Annotated in this window: 18 protein-coding genes; 11 read left to right on the plus strand and 7 right to left on the minus strand. The window is 62.4% G+C overall.

The window, feature by feature from the left end; all coding sequences use genetic code 11:
- Window positions 1-58: 58 nt before the first annotated feature.
- Window positions 59-955: a LysR substrate-binding domain-containing protein gene (locus MESCI2_RS0106190; RefSeq protein ID WP_027035799.1), complete on the minus strand. Its 897-nt coding sequence runs from the start codon at window positions 953-955 to the stop codon at window positions 59-61.
- An 84-nt stretch (window positions 956-1,039) separates the two neighbouring features.
- On the opposite strand from MESCI2_RS0106190, the gene MESCI2_RS0106195 reads away from it, so the two are divergent.
- From MESCI2_RS0106195 to MESCI2_RS0106225, 6 genes are all read left to right on the plus strand, one after another.
- Window positions 1,040-2,659, plus strand: coding sequence for a peptidase M20 (locus tag MESCI2_RS0106195; protein WP_027035800.1), 1,620 nt, complete (start codon window positions 1,040-1,042; stop codon window positions 2,657-2,659).
- Window positions 2,656-3,588 (plus strand): dimethylarginine dimethylaminohydrolase family protein, encoded by a 933-nt coding sequence (locus MESCI2_RS0106200; RefSeq protein WP_027035801.1) that lies wholly within the window; start codon window positions 2,656-2,658, stop codon window positions 3,586-3,588. The genes MESCI2_RS0106195 and MESCI2_RS0106200 overlap by 4 nt, the downstream gene beginning before the upstream one ends.
- Before the next feature lie 168 nt (window positions 3,589-3,756).
- Complete coding sequence (locus MESCI2_RS0106205; RefSeq protein WP_027035802.1) at window positions 3,757-5,196, plus strand: FAD-binding oxidoreductase; 1,440 nt, start codon at window positions 3,757-3,759, stop codon at window positions 5,194-5,196.
- Between the two features lie 243 nt (window positions 5,197-5,439).
- Window positions 5,440-7,593 carry a transglycosylase domain-containing protein gene (locus MESCI2_RS0106210; protein ID WP_027035803.1) on the plus strand — a complete coding sequence of 718 codons (2,154 nt, stop codon included), beginning with the start codon at window positions 5,440-5,442 and terminating at the stop codon, window positions 7,591-7,593.
- Between the two features lie 205 nt (window positions 7,594-7,798).
- A complete protein-coding gene (locus MESCI2_RS0106220; RefSeq protein WP_027035804.1) occupies window positions 7,799-8,383 on the plus strand; it encodes a DUF1214 domain-containing protein in 585 nt (194 codons plus the stop codon).
- Window positions 8,376-8,945, plus strand: a complete 570-nt coding sequence (locus MESCI2_RS0106225) for a DUF1254 domain-containing protein (protein ID WP_027035805.1) — start codon at window positions 8,376-8,378, stop codon at window positions 8,943-8,945. Before MESCI2_RS0106220 ends, MESCI2_RS0106225 begins: the two co-directional genes overlap by 8 nt.
- A 127-nt stretch (window positions 8,946-9,072) precedes the next feature.
- On the opposite strand, the gene MESCI2_RS01000000134390 is transcribed toward MESCI2_RS0106225, so the two are convergent.
- The gene (locus tag MESCI2_RS01000000134390; RefSeq protein WP_027035806.1) at window positions 9,073-9,261 is read right to left on the minus strand and encodes a hypothetical protein; all 189 of its coding nucleotides are present in this window, start codon (window positions 9,259-9,261) and stop codon (window positions 9,073-9,075) included.
- Between the two features lie 210 nt (window positions 9,262-9,471).
- Here MESCI2_RS01000000134390 and MESCI2_RS0106235 point away from each other — a divergent pair, with 210 nt between their 5' ends.
- Window positions 9,472-10,509: a hypothetical protein gene (locus MESCI2_RS0106235; RefSeq protein WP_027035807.1), complete on the plus strand. Its 1,038-nt coding sequence runs from the start codon at window positions 9,472-9,474 to the stop codon at window positions 10,507-10,509.
- On the opposite strand, the gene MESCI2_RS0106240 is transcribed toward MESCI2_RS0106235, so the two are convergent.
- The 3 genes from MESCI2_RS0106240 to MESCI2_RS0106250 all read right to left on the minus strand — a co-directional run bounded on the left by MESCI2_RS0106240 (window position 10,487) and on the right by MESCI2_RS0106250 (window position 13,409).
- Window positions 10,487-10,834, minus strand: a complete 348-nt coding sequence (locus tag MESCI2_RS0106240) for a DUF1491 family protein (RefSeq protein WP_027035808.1) — start codon at window positions 10,832-10,834, stop codon at window positions 10,487-10,489. The two genes, MESCI2_RS0106235 and MESCI2_RS0106240, sit on opposite strands and share 23 nt — an antisense overlap.
- Window positions 10,835-10,903: 69 nt before the next feature.
- Window positions 10,904-11,701 (minus strand): peptidoglycan-binding domain-containing protein, encoded by a 798-nt coding sequence (locus MESCI2_RS0106245; RefSeq protein WP_013532656.1) that lies wholly within the window; start codon window positions 11,699-11,701, stop codon window positions 10,904-10,906.
- Window positions 11,676-13,409: a sensor histidine kinase gene (locus MESCI2_RS0106250; protein WP_027035809.1), complete on the minus strand. Its 1,734-nt coding sequence runs from the start codon at window positions 13,407-13,409 to the stop codon at window positions 11,676-11,678. The genes MESCI2_RS0106245 and MESCI2_RS0106250 overlap by 26 nt, the downstream gene beginning before the upstream one ends.
- Before the next feature lie 535 nt (window positions 13,410-13,944).
- Between MESCI2_RS0106250 and MESCI2_RS0106255 the strand changes: the two genes are divergently transcribed.
- On the plus strand, window positions 13,945-14,298 hold the full coding sequence (locus MESCI2_RS0106255; protein WP_027035810.1) for a DUF5330 domain-containing protein: 354 nt from the start codon (window positions 13,945-13,947) through the stop codon (window positions 14,296-14,298).
- A 101-nt stretch (window positions 14,299-14,399) separates the two neighbouring features.
- Complete coding sequence (locus MESCI2_RS0106260; protein ID WP_027035811.1) at window positions 14,400-14,828, plus strand: SufE family protein; 429 nt, start codon at window positions 14,400-14,402, stop codon at window positions 14,826-14,828.
- Window positions 14,829-14,997: 169 nt separating this feature from the next.
- Here MESCI2_RS0106260 and MESCI2_RS0106265 read toward each other — a convergent pair whose 3' ends face one another.
- Entirely contained in the window at window positions 14,998-15,423 is a 426-nt protein-coding gene (locus MESCI2_RS0106265; protein ID WP_013532660.1) for a MucR family transcriptional regulator, read from the minus strand.
- A 440-nt stretch (window positions 15,424-15,863) separates the two neighbouring features.
- The gene (locus MESCI2_RS0106270; RefSeq protein WP_027035812.1) at window positions 15,864-16,232 is read right to left on the minus strand and encodes a hypothetical protein; all 369 of its coding nucleotides are present in this window, start codon (window positions 16,230-16,232) and stop codon (window positions 15,864-15,866) included.
- Between the two features lie 180 nt (window positions 16,233-16,412).
- Between MESCI2_RS0106270 and MESCI2_RS0106275 the strand changes: the two genes are divergently transcribed.
- Together MESCI2_RS0106275 and MESCI2_RS0106280 are read left to right on the plus strand one after the other, a co-directional pair.
- Entirely contained in the window at window positions 16,413-18,536 is a 2,124-nt protein-coding gene (locus MESCI2_RS0106275) for a S9 family peptidase (protein ID WP_027035813.1), read from the plus strand.
- Window positions 18,533-19,159, plus strand: a complete 627-nt coding sequence (locus tag MESCI2_RS0106280) for a LysE family translocator (protein ID WP_027035814.1) — start codon at window positions 18,533-18,535, stop codon at window positions 19,157-19,159. Before MESCI2_RS0106275 ends, MESCI2_RS0106280 begins: the two co-directional genes overlap by 4 nt.
- The last annotated feature ends 3 nt before the right edge of the window (window positions 19,160-19,162 follow it).

Here is a 19,162-nt window from a genome sequence, read left to right on the forward strand (position 1 = left end):
TAGTTTTCGCGTGATCGGCAAATTCCATTCATCTATGGCGAGATGTCGCCACCTGCCCTCAATACGGCAGGATGCGGTTCTCCTGGAGTTTCGACCGCAGCCATCCTGCGAAAGCCTCCAGAACCGGATGCGAAGCCTTTGCGTGTTCGGAGACCAGGAAATAGGAACGCGGCGACTTGATCGCGATGTCGAACGGCCTGACCAGCCGGCCCTCGCTCAGCGCCCGCCGGCTGGTCAGTTCGTCGCCCATGGCGATGCCCTGCCCGGCAATCGCCGCCGAAAAGACGAGGTTCATGTCCGAAAAGAAGATGCCGCCCTCAATGTCGGGGTTTTCCACCTTGGACAGCGCCAGCCAGCGTGCCCAATCCTCGGTGTCATCGAGATGCAGCAGGTTGGCGCGCAGCACGTCCGACGGCCGGGAAAAACCGCCGATCTTGTTCAGCAGCGTCGGGCTGCAGAGCGGCGTGAACGAAATTTCGCAGAGCGGTTCGACCGCCCGGTTCGGCCAATTGCCGACACCAAACGCAATGAAAGCATCGGCATCGGCGTTGCTGACATCGTCGAGCCGGCGCGGCGTCAAGATGCGCAGCGCCACGTCAGGATACATCTGCCGGAACTCGCCGATATGGGTGCACAAGAACAGCGAGGCGAAGCCAGGCGTGCAACTGACGGCGAACGAGCCGCCGACGCCGGTGCCGGCATCACGCGTCCCCGCATCGCCGAGAACGGTGAGCGCCTTGCGCACGTCGCTGGCGTAGCGCTGGCCGCGCGGCGTCAGCGCCACGCCCTTGCCGATGCGTTCGAGCAGGTCGAAGCCAAGATCGCGCTCCAGCAGGCGAAGCTGATGGCTCACGGCGCTGCGGGTCAGGTGCAACTCGTCGGCGGCGCGCCAGACGCTGCCGTGGCGGGCGAAGCTGTCGAGCGCACGCAGCGCTTGTGTCGATGGTATACGCAAGGGGCCTCAGGTGAACCGAATTTGCACGAACCGGGAAAACATATCACTTTTTAGCGACCCGCTTCACTGCTTTCTTCTCATGCCATGGAGAAACCGGTGGCCACCTCGGCGCAAGCAACCGCCCTTGCCTGTCTCGACGGCATCCAGCCGTTGTTGTCCGCGTGGACACGCACCATCTTCGATTACGGCGAGACCGCGTGGCGGGAGTATCAATCAGCCGCCTGGTATGTCGAGCGACTGAAACTCGAAGGCTTTTCCGTCGAAGAAGGCTCCGCCGGCATGCCGACCGCCTTCTGCGCGCATTGGACCAACGGCCCCGGCCCGACCATCGGCATGTACGCCGAATACGACGCGGTGCCGGGCAATTGCCAGGATGCCGCTACGGTCGAGCGTCCGCGCCGGGGACTTGGCAACCAGGCCGGCGGCCACACCGACCCGCATTCCGGCCTCGGGATTTCGAGCCTCGGCGGGCTGCTGGCGACCAAGGCCGCGATGCAGCGCCACGGCATATCAGGCACGCTGCGCTTCACCGGCGAGCCGGCGGAAAAGGTGCGCGGGTCAAAGCCGATCCATGCCGCCAAGGGCTATTATGACGGCCTTGCCGGCATGATCTCCTTTCACCCGTTCTACATGCTGCCGCTCTGCAACACGGCGCGCTGGGACACACATTGCGGCGCGGCCTACGCGATGATCTATCGCTTCATCTGCGACCAACCGGAGCGCTGGGCGCGGGCTGCGGGTGCTGCACCCATTCCGCAAGCACATTCGGTGGCGCGCGCGCCCGGCGCCAACGACGCATTGATGATGATGTACATGGCCTCCAAGGCTCTGCGCGATTCCATGCTGCCGCACCAGGGCGGCTGGTCGATCAGCGAGGCGATCCTGACGGCGGGGCAAGCGACCGCCGACAATTTGCCGGCGGGGCTGGCCGAGATCCAGTACATGATCCGCGTGCCGACGCTTGCCATGGCCGAGCAGGTCACCGCGGTGCTCGACCGCAATGCCGAGGCGGCGGCAGCGATGAGTGGTTGCCGCCATGAGCGGCATTGGGTGTCGAAGTCACGGCCGGGACTTGCCAACCATGCCATGGCCGAGATCGCCTATGAAGCGCTGTCGACGGTCGGGCCGCCGCGCTGGGACGAAAACGCCAAAGCCGTCGCGCGCGAGATACAGATCAATGCCGGGCGCATGGCGAGCGATGAGCCGTTCATCGAAGAGCTGGAGCGCCTGATCGAGCCGCAGGCAGCGGAAGCGATCCTGCGCCGCGACCTGCCGCCCTCGCAGGTCAATTCGACCTCCGACGATTACACCGACATGAGCTGGCATACGCCGACGGCGCGCTTCTATGTCGCCCGCCCGGCATTGCGTTCGGAGACCGGCTACCCCTATCCAGCCTGGGTGATGAATGCGCTGGGCGGCATTTCCGCCACCATCGACCCGATGGTGGCCTGCGCCTCCCGCACGATTGCGCTCGCCGCCCTTCGCCTGCTGGAAGACCATGCCGCCCGCGATGCGGCGATGAATGAATTCGTCGCCCGCACAGGCGGCGGCATCGGCGGTTCGAACTGGATCGCGCCGCTTTGCGACTACGAGCCGCCGATCGGGTTTCGCTGGCCAGAATATGTCACCACTGCGCGTGGACGCGACTGGTGGATACCGAGCAATCAGACACCCCCAAGTCACCTCACGAGGAGCATCCCATGACCGTTCATGACCGCATCGTCGCCGAGCCGTTTTCGCTGCAGCGCCGGAACCCCGCCGGCGGCACCAAGCCGCTGACCGCCTGGGGCTTCGCCAACGAGACCGACGTGCTGACCGACGTCCTGCTCGGTTCACCCAATTTCCTGCGCCATCTGTCGACCAGCTCGCTGTCGCGAAAGCATCTGCGCGAGGCACCCTGCAACGTCCAGATCGCCCAGGCACAGCACAAGGACCTGGTCGCCGCCTACGAGCATTTCGGCGTCAACATCCACTGGCACGAGCCGACGCCTGAGCTGCCGATGCAGGTCTATTCCCGCGATTCCAGCGTCATGACGCCCTACGGCGCCTTCATCACCGCAATGGCCAACTGGTGGCGGCGCGGCGAGAACTATGCCGCGATCCGCACCTATGAAAAGCTCGGCATCCCGATCTACGACATGGTCACGGCAGGCACGTTCGAGGGCGGCGACTTCAACGTCATCGAGGACGGCGTCGTGCTGATCGGCTGCGGCGGCGCGCGTACGCAGGAGGAAGGTGCCCGCCAGGTGCAGGCATGGTTCGACAAGGAAGGTTGGGAAACCCGCATCGCCTTCATCGACGAGTATTATGTTCATATCGACCTGATGGTGGTGCCGATCGCCGAAAAACTGACCGCCGTCTGCCTCGCCTGCACCGAACCCGGCATTGTCGACTGGTTGAAGGGCAAGGGCCACGAAATCATCGACGTGCCGTTCCAGGATACGATGGCGCTCGGCTGCAACTTCATGTCGCTCGGCAAGGACCGGGTGATCGCACCGACCTCCAGCCAGGCGCTGATCGGCCAGCTCAAGGCGCGCGGTTTCGAGGTGGCGGCAGTCGACATGAGCGAGATTTCCAAGACCGGCGGCGGCATCCACTGTATGGCGCAGGCGCTGAAGCGCGAGCCGGCCTGAGGAATGGGATAGCGCTACGCTGCTTCGCTCACATTTGCATCAGCATGATCGGCATCCTGGCGGCCGAGGGTGCAAGGTCGGTGCGAAACTTGCGCGATAGCTAATATAAGCGCACAGTAAAAACGCCTTTTGGGAGAGGACAGCTCATCTGCAAATCGGGAGGAAACCATGAACACCATGAGCCTCACCACGCTTGAACGCGGCAAAACGACAGTCGACGCCGCAGCCCTGGAAGCGTTTTCGGCACAATTGCGCGGCAAAATGCTGAGCGAAGGCGATGCCGCCTACGACGAAGCACGAACCGTCTGGAATGCCACGGTCGACCGACTGCCCGGGCTGATCGTGTGCTGCGTCGGCGCTTCCGACGTCATCAGCGCCGTGAATTTCGCCAGGGAGAACAGGCTGCTCGTCTCCGTGCGCGGCGGCGGCCACAACATTGCCGGAAGTGCTGTCTGCGATGGCGGCCTGATGATTGATCTGTCGTTGATGAAGTCGGTGCGGGTCGATGTCGCTGCGCGAAGGGCATGGGTCGGGCCTGGCGCGACGCTTGCCGATGTAGACAAGGAAACGCAGGCCTTTGGCCTGGTGGTGCCGACCGGCATCAACTCGACCACCGGCATATCCGGCCTGACACTGGGCGGCGGCTTCGGCTGGATCACCCGCAAATTCGGCCTGACCATCGACAATCTTGCCTCCGCCGATGTGGTCACCGCCGACGGCAAACTGCTCCGGGCCAGCCAGACCGAAAATCCGGACTTGTTCTGGGCGCTGCGCGGCGGCGGCGGCAATTTCGGCGTCGTCACGGCATTCGAGTTCCATCTCCATGAGTTTGGACCGCAGGTGCTGGCGGGGCTTGTCGTCCATCCCTTCGCCGATGCCGAAAAGGTGCTGCGGGAGTATCGCAAGGCGCTCGAAACCGCTCCTGACGAGTTGACCTGCTGGGTGGTCATGCGGCAGGCGCCGCCGCTGCCCTTCCTGCCCGTGGCGTGGCATGGCAAGGAGGTTCTGGTTCTGGCCATGTGCTATTGCGGCGACATCGACGCAGGCGAAAAGGCGACGCAAAAACTTCGAGCCATCGGCACGCCGATTGCCGATGTCGTGGGCCCCAGCCCGTTCACCGGCTGGCAGCAGGCGTTCGATCCGCTGCTTACGCCCGGCGCCCGGAACTACTGGAAGAGCCATGACTTCACCGAGTTTTCCGAGGAGGCGGCTGCGGTCGTCACGGGGGCAATAGCCAAGCTGCCGGGACCCGAATGCGAGATATTTATCGGCCATGTCGGCGGCGCGGCAGGTCGCGTCAAGGCGGACGCAACAGCGTTTCCACAGCGCAGTTCGCACTTCGTCATGAACGTTCACGCCCGCTGGCGCGAACCGGCGATGGACAAGGCCTGCATCGACTGGGCTCGTGCAATCTACGAGGCGGCCAAACCTTATGCCGCCGGCACCGCCTATGTGAACTTCATGCCGGAGGACGAGGTCGACCGGGTCGAAGCGGCCTATGGTGGCAACCATCGGCGGCTTCTGGAAATCAAGCAGCGCTACGACCCATTGAACCTGTTCCGCATGAACCAGAATTTGCGTCCGAAGGAAAACCTGCGAGCCGCTTGAGGGGCGCCCGTGCTGCAGTGATAAAAAAGCTCGCGTCGCCGCAGGAGGCGCGGACTTTTGCTTTCACATGCTGTTGGCGTCGGTCTGTATTCCCGGCCCGGCCCATCAGCAACAAACCCGATACTGTGTCTTCGCCGCCCTTGTGAGGGCTGGAAAAATGGAGGAATAGTCTTCCGGAATGCATCGCCCTGAAATTGCCGGTTTGCGGTTCTCAGGTCGTGCAATTGCCTAGCCGGATTCCGAATGGCCAGTCCTGAACCGCGCAAGAGAAGAGGTCCGATCGCCGCCCGGCTGCTGGCGCTCGACGCGTGGATCGATTCCTCGCTCTACGAGATCGGTTTCAAGGCGCGCCAGTTCTGGGAATCGGCGACGATCTTCTCGAGGCGCTTCCGCGTCAAAGGCTGGCGCCGTGGCATCATCGAACTGTTGAGCGAAGGTTTTACGCTCGGCGCCGGCGGCATCGTGGTGATGCTGGCGCTGGCCATCCCGGCTTTCCAGGACACTGCCGGCGACTGGCGCGCCCAGGGCGACTTCGCCGTCACCTTCCTCGACCGTTATGGCAACGAGATCGGCCAGCGCGGCATCATCCAGCGTGATTCGGTGCCGGTCGACGAGATGCCCGATCACGTCATCAAGGCGGTGCTTGCCACCGAGGACCGCCGCTTCTTCGATCACTACGGCATCGATGTGCTCGGCCTTTCGCGGGCGATCTTCGAGAATGTGCGGGCGAACTCCGTCGTCCAGGGCGGCTCGAGCATCACCCAGCAGCTGGCCAAGAACCTGTTCCTCACCAATGAGCGCACGCTGGAGCGCAAGATCAAGGAAGCTTTCCTGTCACTGTGGCTCGAGGCCAATCTGTCAAAGAAAGAGATCCTGCAGCTCTATCTCGACCGCGCCTATATGGGCGGCGGCACGTTCGGCATCGAGGCTGCCGCCGACTTCTATTTCGGCAAGAGCGTCAAGGACTTGAACCTGGCCGAAGCGGCGATGCTGGCCGGCCTGTTCAAGGCTCCAACCAAATATGCGCCGCACATCAACCTGCCGGCGGCGCGCGCGCGCGCCAATGTGGTGCTGTCCAACCTTGTCGATGCCGGTTTCATGACCGAGGGCCAGGTTCTGCAGGCCAGGCTGCATCCGGCCGATGTCGTTGACCGCGGCGAACAGAAAAGCCCTGACTATTATCTCGACTGGGCGTTCGACGAGGTCAAGAAGATCGCCAAGCCGGGCCAGCACTCGCTTGTTGCCCACACCACCTTCGACGCCAACATCCAGAAGGCGGCGGAAGAATCGGTGGAGTTCCACCTGCGCCAGTTCGGCAAGGAGTACAACGTCACCGAGGGCGCGGTCGTCGTCATCGAGACCAACGGCGCCGTGCGCGCCATCGTCGGCGGCCGCGACTACGGCGCCAGCCAGTTCAACCGCGCCACCAAGGCGCTGCGTCAGACCGGCTCGTCATTCAAACCCTATGTCTACGCAACGGCGATGGAACACGGCTTCACTCCCAACTCCATCATTTCCGGCGGCCCGATCAGTTGGGGCAGCTGGTCGCCGCACAATTACAATGGCGGGTCGGCGGGCAACGTCACGCTAATTATGGCAATGGCCAAATCTATCAACACCGTGCCGGTGCGGCTGGCCAAGGACCATCTCGGCATCGGCCCGATCAAGGCCATGGCCGAGGCGATGGGTGTGGAATCGCCGATCGAAGCACATAAGACCATGGTTCTCGGCACCTCGGGCATGACCGTGATGGATCAGGCGACGGGCTACAGCGTATTCGCCGACAACGGTTTCGTCGGCTTCCGGCACGGCGTCAGCCAGCTCGTCACCCGTACCGGCGAGGTGGTCTATGATTTCGCCAAGGATGCGCCGCCGCCGCACCGGGTGTTGTCGGAGCAGGCGCTGAAATCGATGAACACCATGCTGGCGGCAGTGCCGGTGATGGGCACGGCGCGGCGGGCTCAACTTCCCAACATCGTCGTCGCCGGCAAGACGGGCACGACGCAATCCTACCGCGACGCCTGGTTTGTCGGCTTCACCGGCAACTACACGGCGGCGGTATGGATGGGCAATGACGACTTCACGCCGACCAAGAACATGACCGGCGGCTCGCTGCCGGCGATGGTGTGGCAGCGACTGATGGTCTACGCGCACCAGAACATCGACCTCAAGCCGATCCCGGGCATCGACAAGCCCTTCGTCGATGAGGAGATCGCTGCAAAGGCCGAGGAAGCACAGAAGAAGAGCGACGCTCAGGCGGCGGCCGATGCAGCCGCCGAACGGCCGCCGGTGCTGTCCAGCCGCACGACCCAGACGCTGCGGGAAATGACCACGCTGTTTCAGTCGGCGCCCGTCCTCAGTACGCCGCAACTGCCGGAGACGCTGTCGGCGCTGTGATTGGCGCCGAGGCAGTTGAGGGGTGATGGGCGGATCACCGCCATTGCCAAGCTGGAACACCCCTCATCCGACCGAGCTTCGCTCGGCCACCTTCTCCCGCAAGGGGAGAAGGGAGAGCCGTCTGCAATTCAACATCGTCCCGCTTGCCACAAGGGCCCACGCCGCGATATCCCCGAGCGGCAACTCTTCGTGTTCCCGGCCCCTCATGCTCAAAAATGCCTTCCTGACGCTGCTTTCGCTTGCCATAGCCATCGTCGGCGGTGGCGGCAGCGTCTGGTATGCGCTGAAAGTCCAGGATGGCGTCGGCGCCATCCGGATCGGCCAATGGACGGCCTTTCCCGATATCGGCACACCGTCCGCCGATCCCTATTCCAAGGCCCGCGTGGCGCGCGAGGGTGTGCTTGCGCTTGGCCGCGCCGAGGGGCTGTCCTTCGTCGCCGAGCGCGACACGGCCGGCGCCGAGCTCAAGCGCGAATGCACCTACACGATCGAGGGCGGATTTCCGACGGCACGGTTCTGGACGCTCTATGCCGCCGACCAGTCGCTCGGCGTGGTCGAGAACGGCAAACCCCGGCTGGCGGCGCTGCAATCCTACGGGGTGGTGCGCCAGGCCGACAATTCGGTGATCATTTCCGCCGGCCATCACCCGATGCCGGGCAATTGGCTACTGACCGACGGCTTCGGCAGGATGTATTTCGTGCTCACCTTCTACGACACGCCGATCGCCAGCAGCACCGGCCTGTCGGACGTCTCGCTGCCGCATATCGTCAAGGTCGGCTGCAATGCGTAATTTTTACGCTGCGATGCGCGGACTTCTGCATGCCGTCCTGCTCGGTCTGCTCGGCGCGGGCATCGTGCACATCGCCGTGCTGCTGCTGGTGCCCGAGTTTTCCGAACGCGATGCCTGGTCGCGGCTGTCCATGGCGTCGGATCTTTACAGGATGACGCGGCTCGATGCCGAGGCCGGTGGCGCGCCCGTGGTGAAATCCGTCGACCCGCTGTTTTACGCGACGGCCTGCCGGTTCGACCTGGGCGAAGGCATGGTCCGCGTCAAGGCACCTGGACATGTCCCGTTCTGGTCGGTGTCGGTCTATGACCGCAGCGGTCACAACATCTATTCCTTCAACGACCACACAGCGACCGGCGGCGTTCTGGATGCCGTCGTGCTGACGCCGGCGCAGATGATCGAAGTGCGCAAGGACCTTCCAGAGGATCTTCAGGGGGCGATCTTCGTCGAAGCGCCGATCGAGGAAGGCATCTTCGTCATCCGCGCCTTCGTGCCCGATGATAGCTGGAAGCCGATCGTGTCGCGCTTCTTCGAACAGAGTTCCTGTGAGTTGCAGGACTTCTAAAGCGTGTCGCGTCTGAACGGATCCAGACGACCCGCTTTAGGTCTTTGTTTATCGTTCTCCCAAAACCGAGGTCGGGCGACATGCACTAGACATGATCCCGGACCAAAGGTCCGTGGCAGCCAAAAACTCAGTGGTGCGGGACCGGTTTTGTTCCTGGCGACCCCGCCTTGTCGGGATCGACCGGCCGCACTTCGCCGGCATGCGACCGCTCGTATCGAATGCCGGGAAAGATGATCACCGCCGCCGGCATTTCGGCGGTTTGCTTTGCTCTGGTGTTTGGTGCCGTACGCGGCACGAAAGACAGTACCATGCCCATGGTTCGCGCATTCCTCTCGGTTTCCCCGGAGCACAACGCAACGCCTCCAAATGCCATTAAGGCCGGCAGAGGGTTAACGGAACGCTAACGGATCGTCGCTAACTTGACCTTTGTTCTAGAGGTCAGGACTTCCTGACCGACGCGTTCGCAAAACCGGTACAGTCCCGGTCGAGCGCGGCCAAGTTTGTGTCGAGTACGGGCGTATCCTTCGTGTCATCTTCGGACTTCAGGCAAATCGCGGCACGAAAAGACCCGGGAAAGGCCGAAAGGCTGTTCCGCGCCGCGGTGTCGGCGTTCTGCTCGCTCACCCGCCCTTCACGCCGCGAGATCGGCCAACTCGAAGACCTGACGCTGCCGCTGTTCAATGACGTGTCCGTCGAATCTCGCCGCTACGTGGCAGCCGCCCTTTCCGAATGCGAATACGCACCCGCCGCCCTGGTGCGCCGTCTTTGCGAGGAACCGGTCGACATTGCCGCGCCGCTGCTCATCCGCTCACGCGCGGTCAGCGACATCGATCTCATCGCCCTGATCGGGCGACATGGCCTGCCGCATGCGCGTGCCATCGCCCGCCGCAAGGGCTTGAACCCGACCATTGCTGATCTGATCAGGGCCCTCGAGAAGCCAACCCTGGTGCGCGCGCCGCAACCGGATGCGAACACCGCCGCGGCAGACAAGATCGCGCCAGCGAGTGCGGAAACCGCCTCCGGCGAGCCCGCCCGGGAACAGGCGCTCGGCATCGCGGCCGAGAATGCACGGCGCAGGCTGCGCTCGATGATGCGCACCGGCGACGAGGCGACAGCGACGGGCCCCGATCCTTTCAAGGGCGCCGACACCTATGTGAAATTGCGCGAGACAGCGCTGACGGGAAACGCCGCGTTCTTCCAGACCGCGCTCGCCGATGCACTGGATATCGATTTCGAGATCGCGCGATCGCTCACCGCCAACCAGAATTATGCCTCGCTGCTTGCCGCCTTGCGCTCGCTCGACCTTAGCGAAGACAGGGCCTTCCTGATCACGGTTGCCGTCTATCCCAGCCAGTTCCCGCACCCGCAGGCTATCCGGACTTTCCTCGACCGCTACCGGCTGCTGCATCGCGAGGCGGCCCAGGACAAGATGCGGTCGTGGAGAGCGGAAACCCTTTCAAGGGTGGTTCGCGGCGCAGCACCTGCCAACAGCGATACACGCACCGCTTCGAACAGCGACGATGCGGCTGAGACCTCCGGCCTCAGGGCGTCTTCACGGAAATAAGCTCCTCGACGGGCACGGTGCCGGCCTCGATCTCGACCACCCAGATGTCGGGATCGAATTTTTTCTCCCTTTCCAGCCTGGCGTCGAGCACCGCGGCATCGTCGCCTGCTCCGAGCAGAGTGAAAAACCGGTCGTCGGGCTTGGCCGAATCATAGCTTGTCTGCGGCGCCGGCCCGAACAGGGCAACCTCGCCCAGCCTGCCCCGCGCCAGGACGAACACAGCGCCGGCCTCGGTCGCGCCGCGCTTGACCACGGCGGCAAATCCCCCGGCGCCGAAAACCCGGCGCAACAGGGCCGAGACCCACAGATCCGATGTGACGCGCATGAGAGAGCTCCCGAAACTGCCGGTTCTCTATCGATATTTCCGCCGCTGGGCGAGCCGTCGTTTCAGCCGTCAGTTGGTCAGGCCGATCTCGCGCATCTTGACGTAGACGATCTCATCGGGCTCGCCGGTCTGCGGCAGCCCGAACAGCGACTGGAACTCCTTGATCGCCGCCTTGGTGCGCGCGCCGACGACACCATCCAGCTGCATGTCGTCATTGCCGAACGCCTTGAGTCCGGCCTGGATCTTGACGATGCGGGCATCGGGCGCTTGCGTCGCGGCATCCGCCTGCCCGGAATTTGTCTGTCCTGAACCTGTCTGCAAAGACACCGGAACGGCGGCCGGCATATCCGGGCGCGGCTGCGGCCTGGGTACGACGGAAGCGGTCTTCGGCGTTGCGCCCAGTTGATCGAGCAGAAGCGCGTCGATCTCGCCGGACGTGTTGAGCCCGACCTTCTGCTGATAGTCCTGGATGGCCTTGCGGGTGTTGGGCCCGGAAATGCCGTCGACCGTCCCGGAATAGAAATCGAGATCCTTTAATATGCCTTGCACCTGCTCGACAACCGGATCGCCCTTGATCGGCGCCGGCGCGCCGGATGGCCGCACGATGTTGAATGTCGTCTCCGGTTCGTCGGGCGTCGCGTGCGGAAAGCCCGCAATGCTGCGGGTCGCGAAGAATGCGCCGGCATGCGGGAAAGGCTGGTACCACAAGGCATTTGCGGAGACGTAGAACAGCGTCACCAGGAATGCCGTCGAGCCGCCCACCAGAACAGGATTGCGCGAGATCATGCCGCCGACCGCGACAGCGCCGTCCTGAAAGGCATTGCTGCGGCGCTTGACCGCCTTAGCCGGTTTTGCGGAGCGAGCCATCTCTGTCCCCTTTCGCCATCGCCACAGGCATGGTCAGCACGCCGGCCTTCTCCGCCTGATGTCCCTTCGGTCCGTTCATCGGCAGGCTGATGGTCACCGTTGTGCCCTCGCCCGGCATGCTTTCGATGGACATCGTGCCTTCGTGCAGCGCCACCAGGCCCTTGACCAGTGAAAGGCCAAGACCTGTCCCCTCGAAGCGGCGGGTATAGTCGTTCTGGATCTGCATGAAGGGCTTGCCGAGATTGGCGAAATCCTCCTCGGCGATGCCGATGCCAGTGTCCCTGACCCAGAAATGCAGGCGCGAACCGATCCGCTTGGCACCGACCACGACGTCGCCGCCGTCGGGAGTGAACTTGATCGCGTTGGAGACCAGGTTGATGAGCATCTGCTGCACGGCGCGCCGATCGGCATTGATGTCGCCGGCGTCCGGCGCGATCTGCGCCTGCAGATCGATGTTCTTGGCCTGCGCCTGCAGTTGCATCATCGACTGGCACATGTCGACCGCTTCCGCGAACCGGAACGGCTCGGGTTCGGTGGCATAGACGCCCGACTCAATCCTGGACACGTCGAGTATCGAGGTTACGACGGCGAGCAGATGCTGGCCCGAATCCCGTACCAGGCCGACATATTCCTTCTGGCGCGGATCCTTGAAGGTGCCGAACATCTCATGCAGCAGCATATCCGAGAAGCCGATAATGGCATTCAACGGCGTGCGCAGTTCGTGGCTGACCACTGCTAGGAAGCGCCCCTTCGCCACCTCGGCGGATGCGGCCGCCTCATTGGCCGCCGCCAGATCCTCGCGCAACCGGGCGATCTCGTCATTCTCCCGCAGGACGAGCGTAAAGACGTCGCCCTGTTCCTCACCACGCACCAGATCGAGCGAGAACGGCCGGTAATTGTCGGCCGTCAGGCCATTGCCATTCTGAGGCAGCCGGATGCGCAATTCGAGCCGGCGCGACAACGCGCCGTCGCGCATGTCGGCCATTGCGCTGAGATAGGAAACGCGGTCCGACAGATGGACTCGATCGAAGAGGCCGTTTCCGGACAGCAGTTCGGGCGGCAGTTTCAAAAGCGTGCGCGCCTTTGGCGACGCGTCCAGGATCTCGCCATGGCGGGCGACGCGCAAGACCACCGCATCGATGATGTCTTCGAGCCGGTCGGCAGTGTCGAGCACATCAGCCGCATCGGCCGTGTTTTGAAATGCCGATGCGCGCGGGATCAGTGTGAGCGTCCAGGCCAACGGCACCAGCCAGTGCCACGCCGCGATCTGCGCTCCTGCGAACGGGAATACGGTTTCAGCCAGAGGCTGGGCCAGGATGGCGACAGCGGCCGACACGGCTCCCCACAGCGCTGCACGCCGCGAGGCGCCGATCCACCAGGCTTCGAAAGGCAGCGCCACGACAAGCATGGCGACAGGCGAACTCAGCCCGCCCGCGGCGGCAATGAGACTGCCGAGGGAAATGCCGGCCAGCACCAGGGCGACCCAACTCGCTATCGCCATCTTGCCGGTCGCCGCCACCAGCAGGGCGACGAACCAGCACAGGCCAAAGGCGGCGAAGATGGCGGCCATGGTGACGGCGACGCCCATGCCTGAAGTGACCAGCGTGACCGCGGCGCCGGCGACGAAGAAAGGAGCGGCGAGCATGACGCCGATGAAGCGGCGCTGGCGCTCGCGGTCGCTCCGCCCAAGGATGGACGGATGGACCATACGTTCGCAACCGGCCGAAATCGCGCCAGGCAATTCAACGTATCTGGCCTTGATTGAACTCAACTCAACGCACTCGCACTTGTCGTGGACAGCTCTGCTTTGCAGATGGTTCTGGTTGGCTTTGAAACTCGCATCCAGCGTTTAAGGAATGGATAAGGCAGGGCCGACCAAGGCCCGGCCTGCGGCAAATATCGGGATGCCGGCGGCCGAAAGCACGGGCAAATGCAGCCATAGTAAACGGAGAGTTATCCGCCGACGGCGCCCATCGGCCGGGCGCACCCGGCACCCGGGCTTCCGTATTTCAAGAAAAACATAGGGAAATCATGGAGATATATGGTTATTTGTTGTTAAGGAAAATCACTCGGATTTGAGACAAATCAATTGCAGAACGGTTCGTTTCGAATTTGCCTAAAATTTGAGGAAAATTCTCTCTTTGCCCGCAAGCCGTCCTTTGCGCCTGTGTGCCAAGATCCTGCTTACAAAAGAGGTCATGCCATATGGATGCATGATCCGGTCGCGACGAGAGGGCAAGGGCATGGTCTTCCTCATAAGAATGGCTTTCTGGTTTTCCTTGGTGTTGCTGGCGCTGCCGCTGGCTGTCGGCCCCGATGAATCGGGCCGCGAAAGCGTCGGACCGATCCAGGCCTTGTTTGCGGCACGCGAAGCGGTTGGCGATATCGCCGGCATTTGCGAACGCAAACCCGATGTCTGCGAGACCGGCAAGTCGGCGATGCACACCATCACCGCCCGCGCCAAGGAGACCGCCAAGATCGCGGCAGCGATGATGGACGACAAGTCCGCCGCCGGCCCCGACACGTCGACGATGACCGGCAGCCTGCCCGAAGAAATCGTCTTGCCCGAGACCGTCAACCTGCCGCCTCAGAATTAAGCCGTTTCGACGGCGCACCGCGGGCTGTCTGCCCTCTCGACGCCCGCGGTGTCCTTGTTTTTTCCGTGACGCGGAGCCGCCGCGTGACTATATCCGGCATTATGACCACGACGATCCAGACGATCCGCGACGACTTCTCGTTCCTCGAGGACTGGGAAGACCGCTATCGCTATGTCATCGAACTCGGCGAGGCGCTGCCGCCATTTCCCGACGAGCAGCGCAGCGCCGCCAACAAGGTGCCGGGATGCGTCAGCCAGGTCTGGCTGACCACCGAACGCGGGGCTGGAGCCGACCCAGTCATTACCTTCACCGGCGATTCGGATGCTCATATTGTGCGTGGGCTGGTCGCGATCATGCTGGCGCTGTTTTCCGGCAGGACCGCCACCGAAATCCAGAAAACCGATGCGGAAGCCACATTGAAAGAACTCGGCCTCGACGAACATCTGTCGCCGCAGCGTGCCAACGGCCTTCGCTCGATGGTCAATCGCATCAAGCGCGACGCCGAGGCAGCGCTGAAGCAGACCGCCTGACGCCCCACCAACCCAATCCGCGCGTCGCGGCTCGCAAAATCAAACGGCGCCCGAAGGCGCCGTTGATGTCGATCCGATCTGGCTTATTTTGACGCAATTCCCAAGGGAAAGCTCTATGCGCTTTTCCCGGGAAAACCGTCACACTTTCCTGGAATTGCTCTGGCAGCGATTACCGCGCTTTGCGCTTGCGGCCGAGGCCCATCTTCTTGGCAAGCTGTGACCGGGCAGCCGCATAGTTGGGTGCAACCATCGGATAGGTCGGGTCAAGGTTCCACTTTTCGCGATACTGGTCCGGTGTCAGGTCATAGTGGGTCATCAAATGGCGCTTCAGCGACTTGAACTTCTTGCCGTCTTCAAGGCAGACGATGTAGTCGTCATGAACCGACCGCTTCGGGTTGACCGCCGGCTTCTGCTTGTCGGCAGGCGGCTGTTCGGCGGTTCCGCCCACACGCCCAAGCGCGGCATGGACATCGGATATCAGGTTCGGCAATTCGCCGACCGGCACGGGATTGTTGCTGACATAGGCGGCCACCACATCGGCGGTCAATTCGATCAGCGCATCGCTGTTTCTGGAAGGTGTTTCGACAATATCCATGGTCTTCGGGCCCCAACAAGAGTTACATCGATCTGCGCCCTTTTTTACAAGCAGGGCATCGCACGAATTTTGTGCAGGTAGAGTTTCTACGATTCGTGTCGCGGGCACATCAATGAGCGTGCAGATCAAGTAAGTCAATTCGCCCCTCGCGCTATATTGAACGATATTGATCAATTATTCCGCGATCAGCTTCAATCTTTCGTGCATTGTGTAATTTATCGATATTTCGCGCTCCTGTCGGCGACGGCTGACGTAACGTCAGATCGCCGTTACATTCGTGGCAACTCACGAAACGGGTTTTAATGTTTGATCTTGCTTGGCTATCGCTCGAGCAATATTGGTTGTTCACATTTGTCCACAAAACCACAGGTTGCCGTGGTCATACACAAGCAATCAGGCGACATGCCAGTCATCCAACCGGCTGATTGCCGCGGCGTCAATCAATGCGGGGTGATGTATTTGCCATAGGCCCAGCCGGTGACGAAATTGCCGTTCTGGGCCGGATCATGCCAGACTTCGCACCAGCGATAGCGAATCTTTTGTTCCTGCTTCCATGCCGGCTGATTGGCGATGTCGAGCAGGTTTATTCCGCCGGTGCATCGGCCGGTCATCTGCAGAACGGTCCCGTTCGGATATCCCGCCTGCTTTTGGGATGTGCCCGAAGGGTATTTGCGTACATTGAGCGTGTCGCCGAACGGCACATTGGCCACTTGCCAAGCCGCGAATACGGTCGCATGAGACTGGCCGACAAAGGCCAGAGTTAGTGAAGCAACGGCGAAAGCCGCAGCAGTCCGAGACCAAATAGTCATCATCTCTCCTCCCGGCTCATCTCCTGGAGCCGACACAATCCATACGCTCCGGCTCTTGAACCTGCCCTGATCGGGGTGTTCATTCGCCGTTCAAGATATTCTCCATTCGAGATGGTCCATTCAAGATACTGGCCCATTGAAGATACTGGCCCATTGAAGATACTGGCAAAGCGAGACGCAATGACCAAGACCTCCATATTTCCGATCGTCAGCCCGCCAACGCCCGAGAAGCGGCCGGTTTCCGACACGCATCACGGCATCACGCGAACCGATGACTATGCCTGGCTGCGGGCCGACAATTGGCAGGAGATGTTCCGCGACCCGTCATTGCTCGATGCCGGGATCCGCGCAGAACTCGAGGCGGAGAATGCCTACCAGTCGAAGCTGATGGCCGACACGGTCGAACTGCAAAAGCAGCTTTTCAAGGAGATGAAGGGCCGTATCAAGGAAGACGATTCTTCCGTGCCAATGAAGGATGGACCCTATGCCTATGGCTCGTCCTTCAAGCTTGGCGGCGAGCAGCCGCGCTATTTCCGCATGTCGCGAGACGGCGGTGCCGAGCATATCCTGCTCGATGGCGACGCGGAGGCCGCGGGCAAGGCCTATTTCCGTCTTGGCGGCGTCGACCATTCGGCCGACCACGCAAGGCTGCTGTGGGCATTCGACGACAAGGGCTCCGAATTCTACACGCTTCGCGTTCGTGACCTTGCCGACGGCAGGGAACTTGCGGACCAGATTCCCGACACCGGCGGTTCAGGTGTCTGGAACGCCGGCAATGACGGCTTCTTCTATACACGTCTTGACCCCAACCACCGTCCATCAAAGGTGCTGTTCCATGCGCTTGGCGACAGCCCGCAAAGCGACCGGCTGATCTATGAGGAAACCGATCCCGGCTTCTTCATGAATGTCGACGGCACCCGCAACAACGAGTGGATCATGATCGGCATCAACGATCACGAGACCTCGGAATACCGCCTGATGCGCGCCGACGATCCGTTTGCCGAACCGAAACTGGTATCACCACGCGAGATTGGCCTTCAGTACGAGCTGGAAGAAGGCGGCGATATCTTCTTCATCCTGACCAATGCCGATGGCGCCAAGGACTTCAAGATCATGACGGCACCAGCGAGCGATCCCGTGCGCGCCAACTGGCAGGAACTGGTGCCGCACGAGCCCGGCCGGCTGATCCTGTCGGTGATCGGCTTCAGGGACCACATGGTCCGGCTCGAACGCAAGGAAGGCCTGCCGCGCATTGTGGTGCGCGACCGTATTAGCGGCGAGGAGCATCTTCTGTCCCTCGACGAGGAGGCCTTCTCGCTCGGCCTGTCGGGTTCCTATGAATACGACACCGAGATCATGCGCTTTTCCTACTCGTCGATGACGACGCCGGCCCAGGTGTTCGACTACAATATGCGCACCCGCGAGCGGGTGCTGCTGAAGACCCAGGAAGTGCCGTCCGGCCATGACGCGGACCACTATGTCACGCGGCGACTGATGGCGCCGGCCAGCGATGGCGAACTGGTGCCGATCTCGCTTTTGCACCATCGCGACACGCCGCTGGACGGATCCGCGCCTTGCCTGCTCTACGGCTACGGCTCCTATGGCATCACCGTGCCGGCCGCCTTCAACACCAACTGGTTCTCGCTGGTCGATCGTGGCTTTGTCTTCGCCATCGCTCACGTTCGCGGCGGCAAGGACAAGGGCTATGGCTGGTACGATGACGGCAAGCGGGAGAACAAGATGAATACATTCACCGATTTCATCGCCGTCGCGCGCCATCTGGTCACCGAGCGCTACACCGCGCATGACCGCATCGTCGCGCAGGGCGGTTCGGCCGGCGGCATGCTGATGGGCGCCATCGCCAACATGGCGCCGGATTGCTTCGGCGGCATCGTCGCCGAGGTTCCTTTCGTCGACGTGCTCACCACAATGCTCGACGCAACACTGCCGCTGACGCCGCCGGAATGGCCTGAATGGGGCAATCCGATCGCATCCGCCGACGACTACCGAAACATCGCTGCCTACTCGCCCTATGACAATGTCGGAGCACTCGACTATCCGCCGATCCTGGCGCTCGCCGGTCTCACCGATCCGCGCGTCACCTATTGGGAACCGGCCAAATGGGTGGCACGGCTGCGCGATCGCAAGAGCGGCGACAATCCGGTTTTGTTCAAGATCAACATGGATTCCGGCCATGCCGGCGCTTCCGGCCGGTTTTCGCGGCTGGAAGAGATCGCCTACACCTATTCCTTCGCGCTGAAAGTGATGGGCAAGGCGCAGCTTGCAGGAGCAACCAACAAATGATCGACCTCACCACCCTGATCGCTTACATCGCGGTCGTGCTCGGCTTCGTCTTCATTCCAGGTCCCGCCACCCTGCTGACGATCGCCCGGGCAACGAGTTCCGGAACCAGGGTCGGCATCGCGACGGGCGCCGGGATCGCTGCCGGCGATGTCTTTCACACCGTTATGGCGATGATCGGCATATCGGCGATCATCGCCGCGTCGGCGACGCTGTTCAGCGTCATCAAGTACGTCGGCGCGGCCTACCTGATCTATCTCGGCATTCGCGCGATCATGGAGAAAACACCGGCCAATCCGGCTGCTGGCGCGCTTGCGATCTCTGCCGGCACGGCGTTTCGACAGGCTGTCCTGACCGAAGCGCTCAACCCCAAGACCGCTCTGTTCTTCCTCGCCTTCCTGCCTCAGTTCGTGCGGCCTGAAAACGGAACGGTGATGCTTCAGATGGCCGCGTTGGGGGTCATCTTCGTCGTACTGGGCCTTCTCAGCACGGTCGTCTTTGCCGTGAGCGCTGGCCGGCTCGGCACGTTCCTGCGCCGAAATCCGTCGGTGCTACGATGGCAGGGCAAAGTTGTCGGCGGCATCTATTGCGCTTTGGGCGTCCGTCTGGCCCTGCAGCAACGCTGACTC

This window comes from Mesorhizobium ciceri WSM4083 (genome assembly GCF_000519305.1).
GTDB lineage: Bacteria > Pseudomonadota > Alphaproteobacteria > Rhizobiales > Rhizobiaceae > Mesorhizobium > Mesorhizobium ciceri_B.